The sequence below is a fragment of the Streptacidiphilus rugosus AM-16 genome, assembly GCF_000744655.1.
Taxonomy (GTDB): Bacteria; Actinomycetota; Actinomycetes; order Streptomycetales; family Streptomycetaceae; genus Streptacidiphilus; species Streptacidiphilus rugosus.
Genome location: NZ_JQMJ01000004.1, coordinates 4,846,749 through 4,869,274, shown reverse-complemented (window position 1 = coordinate 4,869,274; position 22,526 = coordinate 4,846,749). Strand labels below are relative to the sequence as shown.

Below are 22,526 nucleotides of genomic sequence, written 5' to 3'. Positions count from 1 at the left end.
CTCCGCCTCGAGGCCGCCGGAGGGGGCGGCCTCGGGAGACGGACGCGTGGCGCGTGGGTGTTACCAGCGGTACCAGCGGCCGCGGCCGCCGGAGCCGGCGCGCTCGCCGCGGAAGACAAAGCCGAGCAGCCACACGGCCAGGACGACCAGCGCGATCCACCACAGCGCGTGCAGGGCGAACCCCGCACCACCCAGGACCAGCGCCAGCAACAGGACCACGATCAACAGAACCATGAGAGGTACCTCCTTACTTGCGCCCTCACGGGATCCGGTCCAAGACCGGGTCCCGTGAGGGAGACCTTCCTCTTCGGGCTGGAGTCGGGTGGGCCGGTCCTGGGCTCAGCGGCCCTGGGATCCGTAGTAGGTGCCCACGCTGGTGCGGTACTTGGTGTCGTTGCGGTGGAGCTCGGGGTCGTACTCGGGTGCGTTCTTGATCTCGTCCTTGGTGCGGTTGACGTGGATGGTCTCCTGGTCAGTGTCGACCAGGGTGATGGTGCCGGCGGGCAGCATCACGTGCTTGCCGATCAGCCACGGCTTGCAGTTGACGACGATGAACGCGGCGCCGACCTCCTCGGTGGCGTCGTCGACCTTGCCGACGTGACCGTCGGTGGCCTCGACCTTGTAGCCGGTCAGGTCCGTGCCGGAGGAGTACTTCGAAGCGGGGCCGTAGCCCCAGATGTCAGACATGCGATGTTCCTTCGGTTGATAGGCCCGGATGCGGGCCGGAGCCGGTACGCGGGAGTCATGGCGAGTGCACCCGCCGTCAGATGGCTCAGTGCTTGAAGGCGTCCTTGATCTTGGCGCCGGCCTGCTTGGTGTCACCCTTGACCTGGTCTCCGCGGCCCTCGGCCTCCAGGGCTCGGTCTCCGGTGGCACGGCCGACGGCCTTCTTGACGCCGCCCTTGGCGGCTTCGGCCTTGTGGGCGGCTTTCTTGGACAGGGTCATGGTGTTGCCTTTCGTGTGGTGTTCGAGGGGCGATCGGGCATGGCCGCCCCGACAGTCGTGCCCGGCCGGCTGTGGCTGGGGCGGTGCCCGAGCCGGTGCCGGCGGGGCTCGTGACTGTTCGCCTTCCGGCTCTCCGCCGAGCGGTCAGTCGCCGGAGGGAGTTCCCGGCGACTGGGCGCGGGATCGCCGGATGGTGCGCAGGAGGCCGTCGCGCTGTTCGGTGGCCGCGTCGCGTTCCTGGCCCGCGGTTGCGGCCTGGGTGCGGGCGGTGTCGCGCTGGTCGGCCAGCGCGTCGCGGTCCCTGTCGGCGGCGGCCCTCTCGTGCCGGGAGTGCCGCAGGTCGCGCCGGGCCTCCAGGCCGCGGCGGGAGGTGCGGTGGGCTCCGGCCAGGAGCAGGCCCAGGCCCAGCATGGCGGCTGCGCCGACGATGATGCCGAACAGGAAGAGCGTGCCGGTGGAGCCGTTCATGGGGTGGCCGAACACGGAGAACGCGCCGTTGACGGCGTGCGCACTGCCGGTATTGCCGAAGATGCCCGCCACTGCCAGGGCGGCCGCGGCGACGAGGATGATGAGTCCGAGAATAATGATCATGACGTGTTCCTCCCAAAAGGGATCTACGTCGTAGACCTACGGTAACTCGTGACTCTGCCGGTGTCTACACCGTAGGTCTACGGCTAAGCTTGGGGTGTATCCGGATCTTTGGGCCTGGAGCCCGCGACCGAGGGCCCGGCCATCGCTGGAGGTGGTGACGGCATGGACACGAGACCCGACCTGGCGGCCAAGGACTCCGAACCGCACCTGGGCGGCAAGCTCACCCGCGAGCGCATGCTGGCCTGCGCGTTGGAGATGGTCGACCGCGACGGCATCGACAAGCTCTCCATGCGGGGACTGGCCCGGGCGCTGGGCCGCGACCCGATGAGCCTGTACCGCTACGCGGCGAACAAGGCGGACCTGCTCGACGGAGTCGCCGAAACCGTCCTGGCCGACCTCACCGTGGACGCGACCGACACCGACTGGGTCGCCCAACTACGCTCGGTGGCGCACAAGTACCGCGGGATCGCGCTGACCCACCCACACGTCGTGCCGCTGCTGGTCACCCGCCCGCTGGCCACCCCGCTCGCCCTACGCCCCCGCGGCACCCTGCGCCCGCTGGAGGACATCCTCGCCCTGCTCACGCGGGCCGGTTTCAGCGGCGCCGACGCCCTGCACATCTACCGCGCCCTGTTCGGCTTCCTCCACGGACATATCCTCAACGAACTCCAGGAGATCGTCGAAAACCCCGACGAGACCGACGACCTCCTGCGCCTGGGACTGCACCGGCTGCCCCTCCACGAGTTCCCGCACATCCGCGGCCTCGCCTCCACCCTGGCCTCCTACGACGGCGCGGCGGAGCTCGAACGCGGCCTCGACATCCTCCTCGCCGGGCTGCGGACCGCCACCACCACCGCCATGTGACCAGACTCAACAGGGGGCTGCCAGAGGCCGGACAGGGCCGGGAGTTGAGTCTCCAGAGATGTGCGGTGCCGGTCCGTCCGGGCAGTACCACGCAGTTCCGCGAAGCCGTACAGTTCCAAGCAGAACACTTGTTTGCCCGGTCGGCGCGAACGGGAAAGCCGGGTCGTAGCTGACTTCACGCCCGTCCGATCCAGGCCGCTTCGGCGGCGTTGCTCCGACTGCCCCCGACCCCGGCGGTCTCAAACACGAGACAGTCGAGGAGGGCCGGATGCCCCCGGACAGCAGCATGATCCGATCCGTGACCGTCAACCACGGCCTGCCCCAGGACGCAGCCACCCGGACTGGAACGGCGACGCTTACCATCGAACGACACGACCTGGGAAACAGCACACGGCTCACCCTGATCGGCGAGATCGATCTGGCCACCGTGCCACTGCTGCGCCAGGCCCTGGCGAAGTGCCTGAACGACGGCGCGCGCACCATCCATGTGGACCTCACCCACACCAGCTTCTGCGATTGCTGTGGCCTGGGTGAACTCCTCCACGCCCACCAGCGCGCCGCCGCAGCCGGAGCATCCCTGCACCTGCACCACCCCACGCCGATGGTCGCCCGACTGCTCAACCTGACCGACACCGCGAGCATCCTGCTGGCCCCTGAGCCGGGCCCAGACGGAACGGAACCAGGCCCGCCTTCCCAGCGCGGCCGCTCAGAGAGGTTCCGGTGGCGGTGGCGGTGGGGGTGGGCGCGCCGGATAGGCCCATGGTCCCGGTAGTCGGCCCAGAGGCCTCCGACGGAGGACTGTTCGGGCGTTCCGCGATGCGGGTAGGCGCCAACACGGCCGACACGTGGTGTCTGGAACGCTCAGGACGGCCAGGCGCGGCGGATATCGGATGAAGGAGGCGCCTTTCGATCCAGGCGAAACCAACACGTCAGGGTGGCCAGCTCGTCGGGTTTCCGGGCGAAGCGCGGTCAGCCGCTGAGCTGAGCAGGCTCTCGCGCTGTTCGGCGAGGTCCTCCTGACGCCGGGCCAGGTCCTCGCGTTCCTGGGCGACGGTCGCGCCGCCAAGGAGAAGGCCCGCCGGCCCCACTCCATCGCCCCCGACACCCCACCCCTGGACAAGCTCCTCGCCGCCGGCACCGGGCTGGTCGACCGGGCCCGCGACCTCTTCGGCGGCCGCGGCCGCTGAACCTCTGTTTGGGCCGGCCGCCCGGCGCGGTCAGCGGTGCGGGGCCGTACGGGGAATCTGGTCGGTGTCGAACTCGCCGTCGGCGATCGCACGGGCGAGCCGGGAGATCTGGTGGTGGTGGGCGCGGGCGTAGGCGCGGAAGGCGGCGAACGCCTCGTCCGTGGTGACCTGCCAGCGCTCGGCGAGGATGCCCTTGACCTGTTCCAGGACGATCCGGCTGGTGAGCGCGTATTGGAGTTGGCTGCGCTCGGTCTCGCTGTGGGCCAGGGTGCGCTGCTGCAGGATGGCGATGGTGGCCAGGTCCGCCAGGGCCTGGGCCAGGGCCGTGTCCGCGTCGCTGAGATGATGGTCGCTGTATTGGAACAGGCCGAGGGCGCCGATGACTTTCCCACGCAGCCGCATGGGGATCGAGTTGGTGGAGGCGAACCCGGACCGGCGGGCGGCCGGGGTGAACTGCGGCCATGCCTGCTCGGCGCCCGGGTTGTCGAGGTTGATGTTGGTGCGCGGCTCGCCGCTGCGGTAGCAGTCCACGCACGGGCCCTGGTCGTGCTGCAGCGCGAAGAGCTCCAGCAGCCGGGTGTCCTCGTCCGAGGCGGCCAGCACCTGGAGCACGTCGTGCTCGTCGGCCAGCAGCACCCCGCACGCGGCCACGTCCAGCAGTTCCACACAACGCTCGGACAGTCGCTGGAGAAAGTCGATCAGGTCGAAGTCGTCGATCAGGGAGTCGGCGACCTCCACGAAGACCTTGGTCACTTGCTGCTCGCGGGCCATGGCGATCAGTCCTTGTCTGAGACGGGCAACGGGTTTCCGTCGCCGTTGCCGTTGAGGTCCAGGCGCAGCCGCCGCGCGACCACGTCCCTGGAGATGTCGAGCAGCGGTCGGCCACTGCTATAAGCATGCGCGCGCAGCCGTAGCAGAGCCTGGGGCAGGGGCACGTCAAGCTGGACGCTGACCATGCCGGTGGCCTGGTGCACGACGGCCTGCAGCAACGTGCCTGGCGTATCGGCCGGAACCGCGGACCCGTTGCGCCCTGGGACCGCGCTGCCCAGGGCGCGCCCGGTCAAGGCGTGGGCAAGGACCTGCGCGTCACCGGTCTGCCCGTCGGTCAGCGGCCTCGGGCTCCGGCGCACCAGGGTCAGCACACCGACGCGGATCGCCCCGATCCCCATCGGGAAGCAGAACACGGCGCGGGCGTCCAGGTCTGCGGACTCCATAGTGAGTGCCGGCCAGCGCCCGGGCCGCACTTGCGCCAGGTCGGGTACCAGCACCATCGCGCCGCTGCGCACGGCATCAGGGCCTGGGCCTTCCCCGAGGGTGAACTGCAGGTCCTCGAACTGTCCGGCCGCCTCGTCGGTGCACCACATCAGTTCCACTTGGTCGCCGCCGGTCGCAAGCGACACCGTGAGCCCGTCCACGCCCAGGATCTCCGCGGCGCGCGCAGCAACCTCAGCTGCGGCGTCGAACCCGTCGTCGCGTTCGAGCAGTCGCAGAACCTCGGCCATGCCGTCACTGATCACCAGGCGTCCCGTTCCAGGACGACCGCCGGGGGGACAGCCGGACGGCCGCCCGCTGGAGGGTTTCCGAGGTGAGAGGGGAACGCCTCCCGCACCGATTCGAGACCACGCGCAGGCGCGGGCCGAGCGGGGCGTTCAGGGCGGTGGAGTAGAAGAAGGTGTCTAGGGACAGGTCGATGAGAACCCTGTGGAAAGCCAGCGAGGGTTTGTCGAAGGCGAGGACGTCCTTGGCGTCGAGATCGAGATCGAGGTCACCGGCCAGGCAGGAGACCAGCGCAGTGCCCGTGTCCTCGGTGGTGCTGCGGGGCTGGCACTCCGGCCGGTCGTTCATCACGCCGCCTGCGGGCTGGACGGGGCCGGCCGCAAAGTGAGCGCGGCGGCGTCCTGCAGGGCGTGCCACAGGTCCAGTGCGCGGCTGTGCTCGGAAGTGAGCGCGGCCGCGTCGGGGTGGCCCTCGGCCAGCGTCAGGTAGGCGTCGACGGCTTTGAGAGCCTGCTCGGCGGAACGCGGCATGGTCCCGTGTTCGCGCAGCAGTGCGGCCAACGCGTTCAGTTCTTCCCTGGTCACAGCTCCACCTCCGCTTCGCGGTATCCGGGCGCCTGGGCAGGTGCGGCTCGTCGAGCGTGCTTTTCCCAGGGTCACCCCCGATCCGAGGGGTGTCAACCGTTGCATGAAACTGGTGTCGTGTTTGCTGTGACACGTGATCCGGGAGACCCTGAGAGTATGGAGCCGGTTCCCGCCCCCAGGGCTGCGCAGTGGACGTTCCTGACCAACCACGCCCGGGTGCTGGTCCAGATCTCCCGCGATCCCGGGATCCGGGTACGCGACATCGCGTCACGCTGCCTGCTGACCGAGCGGGCGGTGCTGCGCATCATCGCCGACCTCGAAGCGGCCGGCTACCTCACCCACACCCGCGCGGGCCGCCACAACCACTACCGCCTCGTGCCCGAAACCAAGCTCCGCCACCCCGCCGACGCCGGCCCCACCGTCGCCGAACTCCTCGCCGCGCTCACCACACTCCCCGCCCCCGAACCCCTCGACCCGTAGAGGAGGATCTTCCCGGTGGAGCCCCTGCACACTTCCAGCTTGCCCCTGCGCTCCGGGCGGCGCCGGGGCACGTGCGGAACACCGTGGCCGCCCGACGGGCCGAGCATGACCGGATGTCTCCGTGCCCGGCAGGGACGTCGGTCTGCTTGGGTCGAAGGCGGGCCGGCTGCCTACAAGGCGGTGGGGGTGAGGACGGTGACCTGTGCGTCGCCGGCGCTGGTCTGCATGGCGGCGACGCCGGCCAGGCAGGCGAGCTCGGAGGCGAAGGCGCTGCTTGCGGCAATGGTCTCGCCGCGGATACTCGTCAGCCGGAAGCGCCACTCTCCGGAGTTGTCGAGGTAGACCTCGATGGTGTTGGCCATGACTTTCACCTCTCTGGGACCGCGATAGTGATCAGAATGATCACGGCATTGACATCCTTCGATGGTTCGTCAGACCCCTTTGCTCAGCCTGTGGTTCGCGGAAGCCAAAAGGATCAAGAGCGTCCCTAGGTCACCGGTCTCAACCAGTGCTCTGTCGGAAGGGAGCGCGAGAATGGTCATCAGACGGACGACTCACGCGCTCACAGCGAGGTGGTTGAGGCGCGCCCGTCGGTCGGTGCACCCTCCGGCGTCCGACGGCGGGCGCCGGAGGGGTTGGTCGGATCGACGGGGTTGCGTCGGTGTGCGTCTGGGGCCGGTCGTCAGGGATGGCGCTTCGCGGGCCGGGCCGCAGGGCCTCGTCGATGGAGGCGCCAGCGACGCGGCTGGGCCGTCGTCGGCAGCGCGGTGTGTCGGGCGTTGGCCAGTTGAACCAGCAGCACGCAGGCGCCGATCATGGCGGCGAGCGCGAGGAGGGCGAAGACCGTTGTCATCGTTCTCACCTTCCCGAGGACACGGTGATGCGGCCGATGGGCATGATCAGCGGAACGGACAATGCCGCGCCGCCTTCGGATTCCCATTCGGCTTCCGCGCCCGAGTCGCGAGCCACGACGCTGACGGCCCCCGGGGCCTCGACGTGGCCGAGTTCGGCGGCGATCAGCGCGCTCGCGGTGGACGAACCGGCCGGGTCGCTGGCCGCGGCCATCAGCCGCGCGGCGACCGCCGGGGCGGTTTGTGGTGGGATGACGAGCAGGTCCCAGCGGCGGGTGCGGTAGGAGAGGAGCAGGAGTTTGTGCGGGTCCTGCTCGGTGGTGAACCAGCCGACCTTGACCACGTGTCCCGGAACCGGGATCTCGCGGGGCAGGGGCTGCTGCCAGTGGGTCGGGTTGATGTTGACCCTGGTGATGCGCCCCCACAGCGGGTCCAGCGTGCGAACAACGGACGGCAGTTCGCGAACGAGGTCATCGGAGTGCGGCCACCAGGCGCCATCAAGGGCGCCGACGGAAAGGCCGCCGCCGCTGGCGCCGGGCCGAAGGGAGAGCCGTAGCGCCGTCGATTCCGTGCGGGGCGGGGGAAGAGCGACCGAGAGCGGTCGCAGGAGTGACACGGACATGGTGCGCGTCCTGTCCCCGGACCCGCGCGCAGGCCCGGTGTCGGCGTTCGCCGAGAACGACAGGGGCACTGCAGCCGGTGTGCGGAAGACCCTCGGTACCTTCAGCGTACTCCGTGCCGAGCCGCATAGAAGCGATGCCAGGCCGCTGACGCCGTGCGGATCGGGCAGGCCACGCTGGATCAGATCTCGCCGGGGTGGCGGGAGGGGGCGTGGGACCGAGGCTTGGGGGGCGGACCGGGTGCGCCCGGGTGCTGGTCGTCGGGGTCGTACTGCTCCAGGGCCGACCGACCTGGTCTACCCCGGGGTGTTCCGCCGGGGCGACGCAGCGATGAGCCTCGTGCAAGCGGGACGCACGGGGACGGGTCCTCCTGCGGAAGGCTGAGGCCTGGCGTTGTGCGCCAGAACCACCGGGGCGGATGTGTGACCACGTTCCTGGGCAGCCGAGACCTTCCGAGACCGGGGCTATCGGCAGGGGATCGCATTGCGTCGTCGCGTGTATCGTGCCGCAGACCCGGCAAGCGTCGAGGATGAAGGGGACGGTTGTGAACGCTCGCGCGAACACATGGGCGACCTCGACCACCGAGGGCATCTTCTCGGGTCATGGTGGAGTGCTGACGGAGGAGGGGGACTACATCCAGGGTGAGTTGACGCTGCGCACGATCTGGAGCGGCGGTCACGCGAGCCACCCGGTGCAGTACGTGGGGCTGAGGGGTGGTAGACGCTGAAGGGCAGTCCGCTTGCGGCAGGTGATGAGGAGACCGCACGAGGCCCGAACCAGACAGCGGTAGAGACGGTGCATCGCGGGCGGTTCGTTTCGATCTCCCCGTTCGGCGGAGAACCGGCCATCGTTCAGTCGGCCGGTGCTGTGACACCTGCCAGGTCCACGATTTCCCTCTGCTCAGGAGCCTTGCCTCGGTCCTGGCACCCTACGACGGCGCCGCCGGACTCGAACCCGGCCTCGACATCCTCCTGGGTGGACTGCGGCCGCGATGACCTCCGCGATGTATCTGTGACGACGGTCTGCGTCGCCCCGCCGGGCCGGCCACCAAAGCGGCTCAGTGATCGGTCACTTACCCACACCGTCTCGGCCGTATCGGGCTGGCTGAATCAGCCGTAGAGTGCGTAGCGGAACATCTGCTCCCTCGATGGCCCGAGCGTGCGAAGCCGTGTTCGTGGGCCCGCGCTCGGCCTGGCCGATCGACAGGGCCGCTTCGGCGGCGATTGTTCCAGCTGCCCCAGCCCCCGGCGGCGTCCCCCCAGGAGACGGCCGAGGAGACCTGAATGGGCGCCCACCACCTCACAGCCCGAGCAATGGCAGACCGCCAACACCTGACCCAGTGCGGGACCGGGAGGTCGTGGGCCGCACTCACGGTTGGGCGGCACGACTGGCGGGGCACGACGACGATCACGGCGACCGGCGAACTCGACCTGGACTCCGCGCCGCTCCTGCGTCGGGAGCTGGACCGGTGTCTGGACGGTGGCGTGCACGACATGGCGGTGGATCTCGCCGGAGTCACCTTCTGCGACTGCAGCGGCCTGAGCTCGCTCCTGCAGGCCCACCGCCGCGGCGCCGTACTCGGAACGTCCCTGTGGCTGCAGCACCCTAGGCCGTTCATAGCCCGACTGATCGCACTGGCTGGCGCCGAGACCACCCTCCTGCCGTGGAGCGCCACGGGAATGTGCCCACTGTCTGTTCGCTCCCTGCCGGCCCGTGACGCGGCGGTTGACCCGACCTGAGGGTGGCAGCGTCGGCTCAGTGGTGGACCGAAACAGCGTGGGCAGATCTCGGCCCCAGGGACTCTGGCCTCGAGAGGGACTGTCCCCCTCGCGAGCTGGCTCGTCCGACCAACCAGGGGAAACGCGCGGGAGGTCGAGCACGAGTGGCGCCGTCCCGGGGCGTGTGCGGCCTGGCTGTTACAGGGGTTGAGCTGTCACCCCTTCGTCGTGGCGCAGTGCCGACCAGAACAGGACTGCACTTGTCTGAGGTAAAGCGGTGACCGATACCACACGGCTGGAAGTCTCCCAGGTGATCGCCTGCCTGGTGCGGGCTGTCCGGTGCGGTGACGCGCGGATGGCCCAGGAGTTGCTGCACCGGTTCAGCACGCTGGCCGAGTTCGAGGACCTGATGGAGTTGCGGGCAGCGCTGGAAGCGGACCTGTGCAGGGTCCGCACAGGCCCTCGTTGGGGGGATCTGGGGCCCCAGGCCAGCTTCGTGCCCGCACGGGTGGCTGCTGAGGGAAGGTTGACGCTGATGACTGCGGCGCGGCCCGCGATGGACACAGACGGCGAAGCGGTTCCGCCCCCCGCGATCCGAGGTGTGAGTTTCGGGAGGAGCCGTACTTGGCCCGCTTCTTGAAGCAATTGAGGTTTGCCAGGTCCGCGGCGTAGCGGCGGACCACCACGGTCCGGCAGTCTTGGTGGAAGAGGGGCTGGCCACGGCGGTCGATCCGGCCGGTTCACAACCAGTGGCCCTCGCTCATGCGGATGGCAGCGTGGATACGGTCGATGGACACGCCCCAGGCGAGCTGGCCGGGCTGTCATGCCGCCGGCGGCACCGACGGGTTGCCGTGGCGTTCCAGGGCATCGACGGTCTCGGCAAGCGCCAGTTCACGGTTGCCGGTACTGGGGCCGGTCGTGCGCCCGAACCAGAACGCGCCGTCGTGGGTGAAGAACGCCCGGACCGTCTGATCCCCCTGCGACATGCGGACGCTGCCGTCCAGCTCCCATTCCACCTCCCACCGGAACAGGCGGGCCGTGTTGTGCAAGTAGTAGGCGTCGTTGCTGAGCGGAGCGTCGCTTTGTGTCATGGAACAGATACTCTCTGCTTCGACTGCTCGCCGCCACCATGGCGGGCGTGGAATTTCGGGCGGGCGATGAAGCCGGGCAGTCGCCTGGCCGGAACGACCCACCCTGATCCGCGTTCTTGGCGCTCGCCACGGCGATGACGGTCAGCACAGCGATCTCGAAGACGCTCAGCAGGTCGAACAAGACGGGCTGCCCCTTCCGGGTGCGGGTCAGCGAGCCCGGCGCCGCTTCCAGGCGGAGGCCAGGAGCGGGGTGAGCGCGAGGACGGCCAAGGCCTGTCCGGCCAGGGCCCAGATTTTGTCGTGTGACCAGATCGGCTCGTACATGTCCGGGAACGGGCCGAAGGCGCCCAGGTCCGCGTAGCGGTAGACCAGGATCGCGGCCAGGCCCGCGGCCGCGGTCAGCCAGGCGAACAGGTCACCGAAAAGGGTGCCGCCACAGGAGGACCAACACCACGGCGAGTGCGGCGGCGGCTGCTTCGGCGCGGAACAGGATGCCTTCGCTGATCGTTGCGGTGACCAGGTCGTACTGGCCTGCGAGGCGGGCATGGACGGCGGCGTCGACGGCCAGTCCGGCAGCCGCGGCGATCCGCAGGATCCATGGTGCGGCTGCCATTCGCGTCTCCCTTAATGCACCGTGAGGGTGCCGTGCATGAACTGGTGGATGGTGCAGATGTAGGGGTAGCTGCCCGGCTTGGTAGGCGCGGTGAATGTCCCCGACGCGCCGCCGTTGATGTGGCCGGTGTCGAACCCGCCCCCGCCGCTCGCGGTGACGGTGTGCGCGGTGGAGTCGTGGTTGACCACCGTCACGGTCGCGCCCGGGGCCACAGTCAGATCGCCGGGCTGGAAGGCGAAGTTGCTGATCGTGATCTGCGCCGCCCCGGACGGCTGCACCGTGCCTGATGAGGCGGCCGTGCCCGAGGACTGTGCGGCTGGGGAGGATGGCGCAGCCGAGGACCGGGAGCCTGGAGCATTCGTGCTCGTGCTCGTGCCGGGTGTGGGGGCGCTGCTGGAGCAGGCTGACAGTGCGGCCGCGAACACAATCGCGGTGACGGCGGCGTGCAGGCGGGAGTGTCTCATCGGATATTGCCTCCGATCGGTAGGGGTGGCAGGGGGTGACCCCCGAAGGCCCGGGGTAGGCGGTCCCCCCGCCTCCGTGGGCCGGCGGGCCAGGAGCGGGGCCGCCCCCCGCCCTTTGTCAGATCGTGAGGAGGGTTGGGGAGGCGGCCTTGTCGACGGGCAGGAAGTCGTCTGGGACCGGGTACTGGCCAAGGACGAAGTTGAGGATCGCCGCGTGCATCGCCTCGACCGGCGCGATGGTGGCGGCGGTGGCGATCCCGGCGGGACTGGTCACGCTGTAGGTCGCGAACAGGTACGTCTGCGCGGCCTGCTGCTCCAGCTGCAGGGCGAGCTTGGCCACCGCACCCACGTCCGTGGCCGCACCGAGCGCCTTGAGAGTAGCGGGCTGGTTGGACAGTGGCACGCCGGTGATCGCCGGCTTCCCCGCACCGGTGAGCACCGCGTTCCACGCCTTGGCGTGGTCAGCGTGCTGGCTCATCGCCGTGGTCGCGAACGTGCCGACCGCAGGCGGGATGGGGCCGAGTGTCCCGGCCTTCGCCGTGGCCAGCGCGGCGGTGTACGCGCCGACCGCCTGGTTCTCCAAAGCCGTGGCCAGCGCGACGACTTGCAGGTCCCCGGTGTACACGCTGCTGGACGCGGACGAACCAGCAACGGGCGAACTGCTCGCACCCCCGACCGCGTTCTTGGTCGAGGAACTGGTGCAGGCCGCCAGAGCGAACGCGGCGGCCACCCCGCCCGCGCCGAGCAGGAACCGGCGCCGCGACGCCTGCGCCAGCAACGGCGCGCCGTCGGGGACCTGGCCGGCGCGCTGGTCGCGGATCTGCCCGGTCAGGTCTGCCGCGGAGGCTTGCATCACGGGAAGGTAGGTGTAGTGGGCCTCAACGAGGTCCTTGGTGAGGCGGGTGAGCTCACCCTCGGTGATCGGCAGCTCCCAGCCGCCTCGGGTGCCGCTCACTGCACGGCTCCTTCGCTGATCGGCGAGGCGTTCTTGGTTGGGTAGAACGCGTCGGGGAATCCGACGCTGCCGGCCGCAGCCGGCAGCTTGAACGGGTCCACCGGGATGGTGATCAGCTCCGGATGGCCACCAGTGAGCAACGCCTGCACGGCCAGGAGGACGGCCCGGTGCTGCGCCTCCACCGGGGCGACGGACGCGAACAGCTTGCGCAGCTGCGGATCAGAGACCTGGGAGACGTTCTTGGTGTAGGTCTGCGCGGCCACGTCCTCAAGCGTGATCGCGAGCTTGACCACGTCGGCGGGGGTCTTGATCGACGGCAGCGTCTGCTTCACGATCGCGGCGTACTTCGGGTCCGGGTTGTTCTGCGCCTTGCCACCCGCCTGCGTTGCAGCCGCGTTGAACGCCTGCGCGTGCGCCTGATGCTGACCGGTCGTCTTCGCGAGGAACGCGGCCACGGTCTTGTTGCCGTCCTTGACGAACGGCAACCCGGCCGCGGTCGTGTACACGCTCACCGCCAGGTTCTCGATCGACGCCGCCGTCTGCAGCGCCATGACGTCGTCCGTGCTCCCGCTCGCGACCGCCGCCCGTCCCGTGCCCAGAAGCGCCACACCTCCCGCCAGTACGGCCAGGGCGCCACCACGTTGCCACCAGCGTCGCGCTGCCGCCTGCTCGGCGAAGTCCTCGAACGCCCCACGCGTGATCCGCAGCGCGTCACTGTTGAGGTCCTGCGCCTGCTCGGTCAGCTCCTCGAGCAACCGGGTATCGACGCGCTCCTGGCCCATCACGCCCCATCTCTGTCACACGAGCCCGCGCCGATGACGGGCATCTCACTCACCTTCGAGGCCACCCCCCGCGCGGATCGGCCCCCACGCCCACCAAATGCCTTAACCACCCGAAAGAGGCAAATAGACCGCCCGGACCTACAGGCGACTGCCACACACCCGGCGAGAGGCGCGGCACTACGGCTCTGCTCCCCGGTGGTGCTGGCAAGGCTGCCGGTGACCGCGGCTTTTGCGGAACCTCCGGCGCCCGCGCACCGGCGGGAGCGGCTGAGATCGGATGCCAGCCGAGGCCCGACGTCAGCGGTCCGCAGCGTCCGGCGCGCGCTGCCAACCGAACGCGTCGGTGCTCGCTCCGCGTCCGAGGCGCAGACTGGCAGTATGGCTTTGCCTGAGTCCCACCAGTGCCGCACTTGCTCGCCCGCGCCCGGGAGCAGGACAACCGTGCACGAAGACCTGGTTGTAGGGGCGCCGCTGTCGATGGATGATCTTGACAGATCGCAGCTCCTGGAGCGATTTGCCGGGAAGTATGTCCACGACGGTTGCCAGGTCATCGACGTCCGCAAGGTGGCTGCCGAAAGTCTCAGCGGCTACGCCTGGGTCGTTCAGTTCCTCGAAGGCGACAACGGGCAACGCTGATCTCGGCGCGTGTTCACATGAGTGCGACGTGCAGCTGTCCCTGTAGAGGTGAGGAATCATGTCCACGGGATGCGGGCCGTCGGTAGTGGCACAACGCATCGGCCTTCCGACCGTGCCTTCGCCAGGAGTGGGAAAGTGGACTTCGTTGTCGTCGTCGAGATCCCCCAGGGTTCCCGCAACAAGTACGAGATGGACCACACTCTTGGGCGTATCCGGTTGGACCGGATGCTGTTCACTTCCACCCGGTATCCCGCCGACTACGGCTACGTTGAAGGCACCCTCGGACTGGACGGCGAGCCCCTGGACGCCCTGGTTCTGGGTGGCGATCCCACCTTCCCCGGTGTGATGATCCACTGCCGTGCGCTGGGCATGTTCCGGATGAACGACGCGTGCGGCGAGGACGACAAGGTGCTGTGCGTCCCGGCGACCGACCCCCGGATGGACCACCTGCGCGAGCTGGACGACGCGCTCACCCACGACCTTCGCGAGATCCAGCATTTCTTCGAGGTCTACAAGGATCTGGAGCCGGGCAAGTCCTTTGACAGCGCATCGTCCTGGCTCGGCCGGTCCGCGGCCGAGCAGGAGATCACCGCCGCCCGGGCCCGCCGAGCCGGCGGATCCCGCCGCGAGTGCGACGCCAGGTCGACGCCCGTGCACGACAGCTCCAGGCCAAAACAATTTTGACTGCTTGTCAGTCGAGCCGTCGCAGTCTTGTCATCGGACCAGTCCCAGAACCCCGACGAGGTCTGCGGTTGTGGCGCTGACGTTCCCCGGCGATCCGGACGGCCAGTTCGCTCCTGGGTAACGCCGCGTGTTCAGCGGGAACTCCATTGGGCCCGCTGATCTGCGCACTCGTGGCACCCTGTGCGGGTGGGGCCCGGACATCAGCGACGAGGACGTGGGCCGCCATGTGTCGAGGCCACCACGCCGGCCAGTGGTCGGCGCTCGCTGCGCGACCCAGTCTGACGTGGCCATGGAGGGGCGGCTGTCGTAGATCATGCGTGTTCGCCGCACCTGCCGCGGCTACGGGATACTGCTCTTCCAGCACAGCAGCAGCCACAGGGTCCCCGCCCCGATCTGCTCGTGCGTGAGCCCGGTCTCCTCGGCCAGCGCTTGGAATCCGAGGCGCCCACCATGGGCCTCCGCAGCCCGGACCAGCTGGGCCGCCCACAGCTCCGCGTCGCCGAACGTCCCCTGCTGCTCGAACCGTGCCTTGAGGTGCTCGACCGTGCCGCCGGCCGCCGGGTGCCGAGCGGATTGAGCTTGACCCAGCCCCAGGGAGGCGAGGGCACCGCTGTCGGACTCCCAGACGTTGGCGGCCAGGGCGACGGCGGCGGCGAGCAGGGCGGTCGCGGTCTGCTGGGTGGCGGGGTCGGCGGCGGCCACCATCAGCCGGGCGGCTGTGGTCGGGTCCGTCTGCGGCGGGACGACCAGCAGGTCGCAGTGTCCGACGCCGAAGGAGAAGAGCAGGAGCTTGTGCGGGTCCTGTTCTACAGCGCACCAGCCGATCCGGATGACGTGGCCTGCGACTGGTAGGCGGGCCGGCAGCGGCTGCCTCCAGTGGCGAGGGTTGACGGTCACGCGGGTGATGCGTCCCCGATCCCGGTCCAACTCGGTTATGAGTGAAGGGAGTTCGTGTGCGAGGTCGTCGGACCGCGGCCACCAGGCTCCGTCGAGGAGACCGGAGTGCGGGCCGGCGGGCTTGAGTGCGAGGCGCGGGCGGGGCGTGGACGGCGGAGGGTCGGGGGTTCGGGAGGGCGCGCGGGAAGGGGCACTGTGGTCATGGTGCGGGCCTGTCTCCGGGCCTACCGCGGCAGGCCCGGTGTCGGCGTTCGCCGAGAACGACAGGGCATGGCCGCCGGTGTTCGAATAACCCTCGGTGCTTTCACCGTACTCCGCTCGGATCCGGTTGAGACCGGTTCCGAGGTGCGGATCTGCGCCTGCGGGAGGTCGATCAACGGTCCGGTCCGCGCCATTCGATCAGGAAGATCGTCGCATCGTCGCTGGTGCGGCCGCCGCGCGCTGTCTTGAGGGCGTGGGAGAGCGCCGGTGTGGTGGCGGCCAGGCTGCTTCCGGCGCGCCCCACGCGTGCCGCGATCTCGATGAGCTGCTTGCGGCCGAACTGGGTTCCCCCTGGGGTGTGCGCCTCGACCACGCCGTCGGTGAAGCAGACGATTCGGTCGCCGGGTTGCAGGTCCACCTCGCTGATCAGTGAGCCTTTTCAGCAGCCACTCCCAGGAGTGGCGCGCGACTTGGCGTTGACTGAGGATTCGACCTGCGCGCTCGTACGCCGGTGCCGCTGCTACGGCATCGCCGGCTGTCGCCCGATCGAGGCCGAGCTGAAAAGGCTCAGTGGTTCCTCGCCGCCGAAGCCGACGGGCAGTGTGGTCGGGGTGCGGAGGATCTGATCTCGGCGACGGGCCGCGGACCAGCAGGGGCGCGGGGTGGCCGGCGTTGGTCTGCCCAGTTGCTGCACATCGACGAACAGCGGCAACACGGCCGACAGCAGCCCGCTTGAAGACCAGAAGGCCAGTCCAAGCCCTCTCCCGGCAGGGTGACTTCGCCCAGACCTGGGAGACATAGGCCCACGCGCGCGTGGCCGGCGAAGGCGTCACGGACGCCACGTTCATTCGCGCTTTCGGTACGGCAATCCGTCGCGGACCCGAGGCGGTTCCTTGCCTGGACCCACGAGACAAAACCGTCTGGCCGGTGAACCCGCTCTGACCTGTGAAGACAGGACACACAGGACAGAACTCCTTGGACATCGTCCGCCCGCCCGCACCGCACGGTGCCGGCTTCGCCCAACCACTCCGGAGGCCTCCCCGGACTCTGCGGCCTTCCACCGCGAATCTGCGCTGACCAGTCCGTATGCCTTGCCAAAGGCCGCTGCGCCCTGCAACGAACGGCGCCAGAAGGCCTCGCGCCGTGGCGCCGGCTGAAACGCGCGGTGCTTCTTGGGTGGCCCAGGGTGATGGCAGCCCGACCGCTGTCGACGTTCTGCCGGGCGGATTTCGACCCCGATTCGACCCCAGAATTGAGACGTATGCAGAATATAGCTTCTGACCTGCGAAAATGGAGGCAGCGGACGAGTCGGCCATGTACGCCGGGTTCTGTCTCTGTCGGCTGGCTGACAGGAGAGACGGAACCCTGGATGGGTCGTGTCCGGCTGGGCGCTAACCACTGGGGCCACCGTCTCTGTTCACGTTGGGGGTGGGGCCACGGATCGGTTCCACCGGGCGTTGAGTGCGCTGAGGAGCTTGTCGTTCAGCGCTGTGGCCACGTGGCTGTAGACGTCGTCGATGTCTCGGTCCATGCGATGGCCGAGGCGGCGTGCTTGGACGACGTCGGGGAGGCCGTCTTCGATCATCCAGGTCTTGTGGGAGTGGCGCAGTCCGTGGAAGGTCAGGCCGGGCTTGAGGGGCTTCCAGGTGGTGCCGTCGGTGAGCGTGGTGCCGTTGACGGCGGGGGCCCAGGTTCGCCGGCCGAAGCAGGAGCGGCGAAGGTGCTTGCCGTCGATGCTGGTGAAGACGTTGGTGTGACGGTGGCGTTTGAGTTCGTTGGCGAGGAGCTCGGCGAGGAAGACGGGGAGGGTGACGGTTCGGGCGCTGGCCGGTGTTTTGGGCGGGCCGTAGGTGAGGTGCCCGTTGATCTCGTGGAGCGCTCCCGCTTTCGGGTCGACGACGAGGCGGGGTCGACTGCCGGTCACGTGGCAGTTCTCCCGTCGGAGGCCTGCGAGTTCGCCCCAGCGCATGCCGGTGTACGCGGCGGTGATGACGAGAAGGGCCTGGTTGGGGCTGGCGAGTTGGAGGATACGGGAGGCGATGGCGCGTACTTCGTGTTCGTCGGCCCAGAGCTTCTCCTGAGCGGGGTCGTGGGCGCGGCCGCGGCCTCGGTTGCGTTTGCGGACGGGGTTGGTGGTGAGTAGCCCTTCTTCGACGGCGTCGGCCAGGATCAGCGCGAGGAGCTTGCGGATCGCGGCGACGGTGCTGGGCCGGTGGGTGGTGTGCAGGTCTTTGACCCAGACCTGGACCTGGGACGGGGTGATCTCTGTCAGCGGTCGCGCGCCCCAGCGGGGGAGTAGGTGGTTTTTCGTCAGGGACTTGTACTGGGCGAGGGTGTTGTCGCCGATGTCGATGGTGTCCCACCATGTCCCCAGCCAGTCGGCGAAGCCGATTCCCGAGGTCTCTTCCTCGGTGGGGGCGATGGCCGCGGGCGGCGGCGGGGTGTCGGTCTGGACGATAGGGGCTGGGGGTTGCTGGGTGCGGCGGTCCTGGATCGTCGCGGCGTGGCCCAGGGCGTCCTCCTCGGTCGGGAAACCCGGTACTGAGCCGGCGGTGCCGTCGACTTTCCAGTACCGCACGCGCCAGGTTCGGCCGTGCTTTTCGACCCAGGCCATGGGCACTCCTTCCTGTGGGGAACGGTCGCCGCCGGAGCGCGGGCGTCGCCCGTGCGGGCGGCGCCCGCACGTGGTGGCGTCGGGGTCCATCAACGCTCTGGGTCGCCGGTAAGGGGAAGCGGGGTCGTGGAGTTCATTCGCGGCACGGGTCGTGGCCGGACCGTCAGGTCAGGCCCGTCGTTTCGCGGCGCGGTGGTGGCGGGCGATGATCTCTTCGAGATCGGGCCGGGTGAAGCGGACCTTGCGTGCGATCAGGACGTGGCTGGCGAGGCCTTGGGCGGCTTGGCGGCGGAGCCAGCCGGGTGACATCTGGAGCAGTACGGCGGCCTGCTCGCTGGTGTAGAGCAACTGTCCGGGGACGGGCATGGAGGCCGGGGGTGCGAGATCGGTTGTGTCGGCGTCGTCCAGGCCGTCGGGCTGCTGTTCTGTGGCAGCGCTGCGTGGTTGCTTTCGGCGCCCACCGCGAGATGCGGTTGGGAGCCCTGGGGATCGGATCGCCTGTCGTTCGGAAGGGACGTCCGCTGACGCGGTCTCAGCGGCGCTGGGATCGGTCCGGGGAGTACGGGTGCGGCGACGCCTTGCGTCCGGATGGCCGGCGGTTCCCAGGAGTGTGTCGAGGTCGTGCTTGCGCGTCGGAGGGGTGTCGGCTGGCAAAGAGGGTCCTCTGTTGCTGCGGCGTGGTCGGCTTCGGGCACGCCTCCTTCCCGGCGCGGGGTAGGGGGCGTGCCCGACCTTCGGATGGGTGTGACCGTTGGTCAGCCGTGGAGGGTGACGATCCGGCTGTCCCGGACGGGACCGCCATTGACGAGGGCGGCGAGGACGACGTCGGTGTGGCGGGTCCACGCGTCGACCGGGATCTTGGTGTTGGGGCCGCAGGTCTTCCTGATGGGGTTGCCGCCGAAGTAGCCGCCGAGGTGCATATTGACGGCCCGGAGTTCGACGCAGCCGCGGAAGGATTCGATGGTGCCGGTGATGCGGTATCCGCCGTGGTCCCGCGTGACGGAGATGTCCGCGTGTCCGGCGACGGAGCTGTCGCTGGAGGTGGCGTCGAGGGAGATCGGTTGGTTGGCGAGCGCGGGCTGAGCGGCGGTCATCAGCGCGGCCGCGATGAGAGGGGTGAGGACGGCGGTGCGTCGGGTCGGGTTCATGAGCGATCGATTCCTTTGGCGAGGGTGGTGGTGTCCGACCGGCTCGGGAGGCTTCGGGTCTGGCGAGGAAGGGGCTCTCGCAGCACGGGATTGGCATCGGGTGCGGTGCTGGTGGCGGCCAGGGGTGGCCGCCACCGGCTGGTTCACCGGTCGAGATCGTGGAGCAGGCGGAGCGCGAGAGCGCCTTGGATCTGGTTGACGGAACCGCCGAGGAGGCGGAGCCGGGCGGAGCGGCTGAGCCCGGGCAGGTCGGTGTAGCCGTCGGGGAAGGCTTGGAGCCACTCGACGAATGCGGGGCTCAGCCTGCGGTGTTCGTCGGCGGGGTGGGGTGCGGGTCGCCCGAGCACGGCTTCCCACCGGTGGATGGCTTCGGCGTACTCGCGCCAGTCGGGTCCGTGTCCGCGATGGGGAGCACGACCTGGGACAGGGGCGGCCGGTACCCTGGTGTCGCGCGGCGGCCTGGGGTGCCGGTGTCGCTCGCGCGTGGGGTGGGCAGCAGTTTGATGCCGGCGGCGAGCGACGACAAGGTGGGGCCGTTGGAGTAGCGGCGGCCAGGTGAGCCCTTGCTCCCGTCGCAGGCCGTGGGGGTGGGAAGCAGGCGCGGCCGCTCGCCGGTGGGTGCAGCGGTGATCTCGCCTACCTCCGCCGCCAGGGACTTCCCGCGGCGCCCGGCGTGTTGGGAGGGGGAGCGTCGGGTCTGCCGCTGCTCCCCGGCGGAGGCCCTTGGGGTGGGCAGCAGTGAGGAACAGGCGCTTGCGCTGGTGGCAGCAGCCGGTGTCGGAAGCTGCCACAACACCCCATCGGATGTCGTCATAGCCCAGCGCGGCCAGGTCGTCGAGCGTGTGCTGGAGGCCGAGGCTGATGTAGCCGGGGACCTGTTCCATGACGAACAGGTCGGGCACCAGGTGGCGAAGGGCTTCGGTGACGTGGGGCCAGAGGTAGCGCGGGTCATCCGTTCCTTTCCGTTTGCCGGCGAAGCTGAACGGCTGGCAGGGGGCGCCGCAGGAGACGACGTGGACGCGCGGCACGCGCGTCCAGTCGACCTGGGTGATGTCGCCGAGATTCGGCGCGCGGAGGCGGGCGGCCAGGACGTCGGCGGCCGCGGGGTCGGGGTCGCTGGTCCAGGCGAGCCGGGTGCCGTAGACGCGTTCGACAGCCAGGTCGAGTCCGCCGATGCCGCTGCACAGCGATCCCAGCAGAGGGATGGTTTCGCTCATACGGTGCTCGTCAGCGGCCCACCGGACCACGGGGGGTTTTCGCAGCTCCCGCCGTCCGGTGGCGTGGCGGTGCTCGCGTCGAAGGCCCGCAGGCACAGCAGGTCCTCGTGCACGATCAGCGACATGGGGATCCCGGCAGTCCGGGCGGCGCGGACGTTGCGGAGCTGGAAGAACGAGGGCCGGGCCCGCAGGTGTCCGTCGCGGACCGCGGCGAGCAGGGCGACGCATCGTTCGACCAGGACGAGGCCGGCCGCCTGTCCGGCGGCGACCACGGCCGCAGGCAAGTCGACCAGTTCCCCCTGCTCGCGCCAGGGGCGGGCGGTGACCGCGACGGTGGCGCCGCCCGCGAGCAGGGGGCGGCAGGAACGCAGGATCTGCGTGAACGACTCCAGCAGCTCGTCGGTGGGCGCGTGGGCGAGGTTGCCCAGCGAGGTGCCGTAGGTGTCGTGGAACTTCACGATGCCGTCGTGGCCGGTCTCCCGGGTGGAGCGGATCTGCCCGTGCAGGGACGCCCCGTAGGGGGGTGAGGTGAGGAGCAGGTTCACGCTGCCGTGCAGCTCGGGATTGACGATGCGGTCGGCGTCGCGAGCGTCGCCGCGGTAGACGGCGGCGGCGCCTTCGGCCCCCTGGCGGTGGGCGTGCATGGCGTTGTCGCGGGCGAGCTTCGCCCAGCGGTCTTCGAGCTCGATGCCGATGGCGTGGCGGCCGAGGTGGGCGGCCTCCACCAAGGTGGTGCCGATGCCGCACATCGGGTCCAGGACGGTGTCGCCCGCCTTGGTGTAGGCCTCGATGGCGTGCCGGGCGATCGCGGGGAGCATCTTGCCGGGGTGGGCCGTGGAGCCGGCCAGGTAGCGGCCCTTGCGCTGGGCGGCCGGGCTGGCCTGGGCGGTCACCCACACCGAGCACGGCGCATCCGCCAGCGCGGTCCGAGCGGCGTCGAGCGGGGAGGAGGGGGAGTCGAGGTTGCGGGCCGTGGTCACAGAGGGCTCCCTTGGCTACTTGGTGAAAACGAGCAGGTCGTGGTGGGCGACCTGGTGTCGGCCGGCCCGTGCAGCGGGGCCGGTGCAGGCGCAGTCGGGGCCGTGCGCGGGGGAGGGTTCGGTGCGGGGCCGTAGCTTGCCGTTGGCTGCAGTGGCCTCGACTGCGGCGACGTGCTGGAGGTAGGTGAGTCCTGCGGCTTGGGCGAAGGCGGTGAGCAGGCCGGGCCGGTCCTGGCCGGGCTGCTGTCGGGTGACGATGACCGTGACGCCGCCGGGTCGCAGGACGCGCACGGTCGCGTCGACTACCGGCGCCAGTTCGGAGGCGCCGGCCGGATGGTGTGGGGCCAGGATCGCGAGGGCCGCGCGGGAGGCGAGGCGTTCGCTCTGGCCGGGCAGGCCCGCGGGCGGAACGTGCCGGAGCACGGCCAGGGAGGCGACTTCGGTGGGCTGCTCCTTCAGGAGCGACGACGTGGCGCGGGCGTGGTCGGGGGTGCAGGCGTAGCCGATGACCTTCCGCCCGCAGGTCACGGGACCGATAAGTGAGCTGCCGTTGCCGGCGTCCGGGACCCAGACCACGTCGCCCGGTTCGCTGTAGGTCTCGGTGATCTGCCGGACCAGGGCGAGGGGGAGGCGGCGGGCGCAGGCGGTGCCGACCGGGTCGGTGCACGTCGGGCAACAGCCGGTCAGCGGTTCGGTGAGCCAGACCGACAGGGGAACGGAGGGCAGTCCGTCCAGGCGGAGGGTGTCGCGGCGGTGTCGGCCGCGCGAGGCCGAGACGAGGTCATCGGTGGGAGTGGGTGTGCGGTGGTCGTTCATGGACGGCTGGCCCGACGGGCGCCGCAGGACGTTGACACCCTAAGAAACGCATTTTTCGGGCCGATCCAAACGCACGATCAGAAATTCGAC

General features: G+C 69.8%; 32 protein-coding genes and 1 pseudogene. 9 read left to right on the top strand and 24 right to left on the bottom strand.

Annotated elements, in window-relative coordinates; translation table 11 throughout:
• Positions 1 to 60 precede the first annotated feature (60 nt).
• From BS83_RS31325 to BS83_RS31315, 4 genes are all read right to left on the bottom strand, one after another.
• Complete coding sequence (locus BS83_RS31325; RefSeq protein WP_037606773.1) at positions 61 to 234, bottom strand: hypothetical protein; 174 nt, start codon at positions 232 to 234, stop codon at positions 61 to 63.
• Positions 235 to 339: 105 nt separating this feature from the next.
• Positions 340 to 687 carry a hypothetical protein gene (locus tag BS83_RS31320; protein WP_037606772.1) on the bottom strand — a complete coding sequence of 116 codons (348 nt, stop codon included), beginning with the start codon at positions 685 to 687 and terminating at the stop codon, positions 340 to 342.
• Positions 688 to 772: 85 nt separating this feature from the next.
• Positions 773 to 946: a CsbD family protein gene (locus BS83_RS44435; protein ID WP_084714434.1), complete on the bottom strand. Its 174-nt coding sequence runs from the start codon at positions 944 to 946 to the stop codon at positions 773 to 775.
• Positions 947 to 1,090: 144 nt separating this feature from the next.
• Positions 1,091 to 1,537 (bottom strand): hypothetical protein, encoded by a 447-nt coding sequence (locus BS83_RS31315; protein ID WP_037606771.1) that lies wholly within the window; start codon positions 1,535 to 1,537, stop codon positions 1,091 to 1,093.
• Between the two features lie 162 nt (positions 1,538 to 1,699).
• Here BS83_RS31315 and BS83_RS31310 point away from each other — a divergent pair, with 162 nt between their 5' ends.
• The 3 genes and pseudogenes from BS83_RS31310 to BS83_RS47950 form a co-directional block, all read left to right on the top strand.
• A complete protein-coding gene (locus BS83_RS31310; RefSeq protein WP_037606770.1) occupies positions 1,700 to 2,401 on the top strand; it encodes a TetR/AcrR family transcriptional regulator in 702 nt (233 codons plus the stop codon).
• Between the two features lie 298 nt (positions 2,402 to 2,699).
• Positions 2,700 to 3,173 (top strand): STAS domain-containing protein, encoded by a 474-nt coding sequence (locus BS83_RS31305; protein WP_198035336.1) that lies wholly within the window; start codon positions 2,700 to 2,702, stop codon positions 3,171 to 3,173.
• 283 nt (positions 3,174 to 3,456) lie between these two features.
• Positions 3,457 to 3,588 (top strand): annotated as a pseudogene (locus BS83_RS47950) (hemerythrin domain-containing protein); the annotation flags it as partial.
• Positions 3,589 to 3,618: 30 nt separating this feature from the next.
• Here the strand turns inward: BS83_RS47950 and BS83_RS31300 are convergent.
• The 4 genes from BS83_RS31300 to BS83_RS31285 are packed head-to-tail and all read right to left on the bottom strand — an operon-like array spanning position 3,619 to position 5,669.
• Positions 3,619 to 4,359, bottom strand: a complete 741-nt coding sequence (locus tag BS83_RS31300) for a GAF domain-containing protein (protein WP_037606769.1) — start codon at positions 4,357 to 4,359, stop codon at positions 3,619 to 3,621.
• 5 nt (positions 4,360 to 4,364) lie between these two features.
• Positions 4,365 to 5,105, bottom strand: coding sequence for a GAF and ANTAR domain-containing protein (locus tag BS83_RS31295; protein ID WP_051944389.1), 741 nt, complete (start codon positions 5,103 to 5,105; stop codon positions 4,365 to 4,367).
• On the bottom strand, positions 5,095 to 5,433 hold the full coding sequence (locus BS83_RS31290) for a hypothetical protein (RefSeq protein ID WP_037606768.1): 339 nt from the start codon (positions 5,431 to 5,433) through the stop codon (positions 5,095 to 5,097). The genes BS83_RS31295 and BS83_RS31290 overlap by 11 nt, the downstream gene beginning before the upstream one ends.
• Complete coding sequence (locus BS83_RS31285; protein ID WP_037606767.1) at positions 5,433 to 5,669, bottom strand: hypothetical protein; 237 nt, start codon at positions 5,667 to 5,669, stop codon at positions 5,433 to 5,435. The genes BS83_RS31290 and BS83_RS31285 overlap by 1 nt, the downstream gene beginning before the upstream one ends.
• Positions 5,670 to 5,825: 156 nt before the next feature.
• Between BS83_RS31285 and BS83_RS31280 the strand changes: the two genes are divergently transcribed.
• A complete protein-coding gene (locus tag BS83_RS31280; RefSeq protein ID WP_037606766.1) occupies positions 5,826 to 6,149 on the top strand; it encodes a helix-turn-helix transcriptional regulator in 324 nt (107 codons plus the stop codon).
• Positions 6,150 to 6,319: 170 nt separating this feature from the next.
• Here BS83_RS31280 and BS83_RS31275 read toward each other — a convergent pair whose 3' ends face one another.
• From BS83_RS31275 to BS83_RS46740, 3 genes are all read right to left on the bottom strand, one after another.
• Positions 6,320 to 6,511: a YegP family protein gene (locus BS83_RS31275; RefSeq protein ID WP_037606765.1), complete on the bottom strand. Its 192-nt coding sequence runs from the start codon at positions 6,509 to 6,511 to the stop codon at positions 6,320 to 6,322.
• A gap of 320 nt (positions 6,512 to 6,831) precedes the next feature.
• Positions 6,832 to 7,002 carry a hypothetical protein gene (locus BS83_RS45880; RefSeq protein WP_157597385.1) on the bottom strand — a complete coding sequence of 57 codons (171 nt, stop codon included), beginning with the start codon at positions 7,000 to 7,002 and terminating at the stop codon, positions 6,832 to 6,834.
• Positions 7,003 to 7,007: 5 nt separating this feature from the next.
• Entirely contained in the window at positions 7,008 to 7,622 is a 615-nt protein-coding gene (locus tag BS83_RS46740) for a DUF5994 family protein (RefSeq protein ID WP_051944388.1), read from the bottom strand.
• A gap of 542 nt (positions 7,623 to 8,164) precedes the next feature.
• Here BS83_RS46740 and BS83_RS31265 point away from each other — a divergent pair.
• From BS83_RS31265 to BS83_RS31255, 3 genes are all read left to right on the top strand, one after another.
• A complete protein-coding gene (locus tag BS83_RS31265; protein WP_198035335.1) occupies positions 8,165 to 8,347 on the top strand; it encodes a hypothetical protein in 183 nt (60 codons plus the stop codon).
• A gap of 556 nt (positions 8,348 to 8,903) precedes the next feature.
• Positions 8,904 to 9,359, top strand: coding sequence for an STAS domain-containing protein (locus BS83_RS49015; RefSeq protein WP_051944387.1), 456 nt, complete (start codon positions 8,904 to 8,906; stop codon positions 9,357 to 9,359).
• Between the two features lie 256 nt (positions 9,360 to 9,615).
• Positions 9,616 to 9,978, top strand: coding sequence for a hypothetical protein (locus tag BS83_RS31255; RefSeq protein ID WP_037606764.1), 363 nt, complete (start codon positions 9,616 to 9,618; stop codon positions 9,976 to 9,978).
• Between the two features lie 181 nt (positions 9,979 to 10,159).
• On the opposite strand, the gene BS83_RS31250 is transcribed toward BS83_RS31255, so the two are convergent.
• From BS83_RS31250 to BS83_RS31230, 5 genes are all read right to left on the bottom strand, one after another.
• Entirely contained in the window at positions 10,160 to 10,429 is a 270-nt protein-coding gene (locus tag BS83_RS31250; RefSeq protein WP_037606763.1) for a hypothetical protein, read from the bottom strand.
• 415 nt (positions 10,430 to 10,844) lie between these two features.
• Positions 10,845 to 11,042: a hypothetical protein gene (locus BS83_RS47945; protein ID WP_232248534.1), complete on the bottom strand. Its 198-nt coding sequence runs from the start codon at positions 11,040 to 11,042 to the stop codon at positions 10,845 to 10,847.
• Positions 11,043 to 11,053: 11 nt separating this feature from the next.
• Positions 11,054 to 11,320 (bottom strand): cupredoxin domain-containing protein, encoded by a 267-nt coding sequence (locus BS83_RS47940; RefSeq protein WP_232248533.1) that lies wholly within the window; start codon positions 11,318 to 11,320, stop codon positions 11,054 to 11,056.
• A 304-nt stretch (positions 11,321 to 11,624) separates the two neighbouring features.
• The gene (locus tag BS83_RS31235; protein WP_037606762.1) at positions 11,625 to 12,461 is read right to left on the bottom strand and encodes a ferritin-like domain-containing protein; all 837 of its coding nucleotides are present in this window, start codon (positions 12,459 to 12,461) and stop codon (positions 11,625 to 11,627) included.
• On the bottom strand, positions 12,458 to 13,243 hold the full coding sequence (locus BS83_RS31230; RefSeq protein ID WP_037606761.1) for a ferritin-like domain-containing protein: 786 nt from the start codon (positions 13,241 to 13,243) through the stop codon (positions 12,458 to 12,460). Before BS83_RS31230 ends, BS83_RS31235 begins: the two co-directional genes overlap by 4 nt.
• 441 nt (positions 13,244 to 13,684) lie before the next feature.
• Between BS83_RS31230 and BS83_RS31225 the strand changes: the two genes are divergently transcribed.
• Both BS83_RS31225 and BS83_RS31220 read left to right on the top strand, forming a co-directional pair.
• The gene (locus tag BS83_RS31225; protein WP_232248532.1) at positions 13,685 to 13,879 is read left to right on the top strand and encodes a hypothetical protein; all 195 of its coding nucleotides are present in this window, start codon (positions 13,685 to 13,687) and stop codon (positions 13,877 to 13,879) included.
• A gap of 135 nt (positions 13,880 to 14,014) precedes the next feature.
• Positions 14,015 to 14,563, top strand: coding sequence for an inorganic diphosphatase (locus BS83_RS31220; protein ID WP_084714427.1), 549 nt, complete (start codon positions 14,015 to 14,017; stop codon positions 14,561 to 14,563).
• Positions 14,564 to 14,902: 339 nt separating this feature from the next.
• Here the strand turns inward: BS83_RS31220 and BS83_RS46735 are convergent, their stop codons facing one another.
• The 8 genes from BS83_RS46735 to BS83_RS42390 form a co-directional block, all read right to left on the bottom strand.
• A complete protein-coding gene (locus BS83_RS46735) occupies positions 14,903 to 15,727 on the bottom strand; it encodes a DUF5994 family protein (RefSeq protein WP_232248766.1) in 825 nt (274 codons plus the stop codon).
• Positions 15,728 to 15,833: 106 nt separating this feature from the next.
• On the bottom strand, positions 15,834 to 16,079 hold the full coding sequence (locus BS83_RS31210) for a SpoIIE family protein phosphatase (protein ID WP_037606759.1): 246 nt from the start codon (positions 16,077 to 16,079) through the stop codon (positions 15,834 to 15,836).
• Positions 16,080 to 17,078: 999 nt separating this feature from the next.
• The gene (locus tag BS83_RS31205) at positions 17,079 to 18,275 is read right to left on the bottom strand and encodes a tyrosine-type recombinase/integrase (RefSeq protein WP_037606758.1); all 1,197 of its coding nucleotides are present in this window, start codon (positions 18,273 to 18,275) and stop codon (positions 17,079 to 17,081) included.
• Between the two features lie 168 nt (positions 18,276 to 18,443).
• Positions 18,444 to 18,641: a helix-turn-helix domain-containing protein gene (locus tag BS83_RS31200; RefSeq protein WP_037606757.1), complete on the bottom strand. Its 198-nt coding sequence runs from the start codon at positions 18,639 to 18,641 to the stop codon at positions 18,444 to 18,446.
• A 389-nt stretch (positions 18,642 to 19,030) separates the two neighbouring features.
• Positions 19,031 to 19,423 (bottom strand): hypothetical protein, encoded by a 393-nt coding sequence (locus tag BS83_RS31195; RefSeq protein WP_037606756.1) that lies wholly within the window; start codon positions 19,421 to 19,423, stop codon positions 19,031 to 19,033.
• A gap of 143 nt (positions 19,424 to 19,566) precedes the next feature.
• Entirely contained in the window at positions 19,567 to 20,640 is a 1,074-nt protein-coding gene (locus tag BS83_RS42965; protein ID WP_037610221.1) for a DNA cytosine methyltransferase, read from the bottom strand.
• Positions 20,637 to 21,620: a TRM11 family SAM-dependent methyltransferase gene (locus tag BS83_RS31185; protein WP_063774259.1), complete on the bottom strand. Its 984-nt coding sequence runs from the start codon at positions 21,618 to 21,620 to the stop codon at positions 20,637 to 20,639. Before BS83_RS31185 ends, BS83_RS42965 begins: the two co-directional genes overlap by 4 nt.
• A 15-nt stretch (positions 21,621 to 21,635) precedes the next feature.
• Entirely contained in the window at positions 21,636 to 22,436 is an 801-nt protein-coding gene (locus tag BS83_RS42390; RefSeq protein ID WP_051944386.1) for a class I SAM-dependent methyltransferase, read from the bottom strand.
• Positions 22,437 to 22,526: the final 90 nt, after the last annotated feature.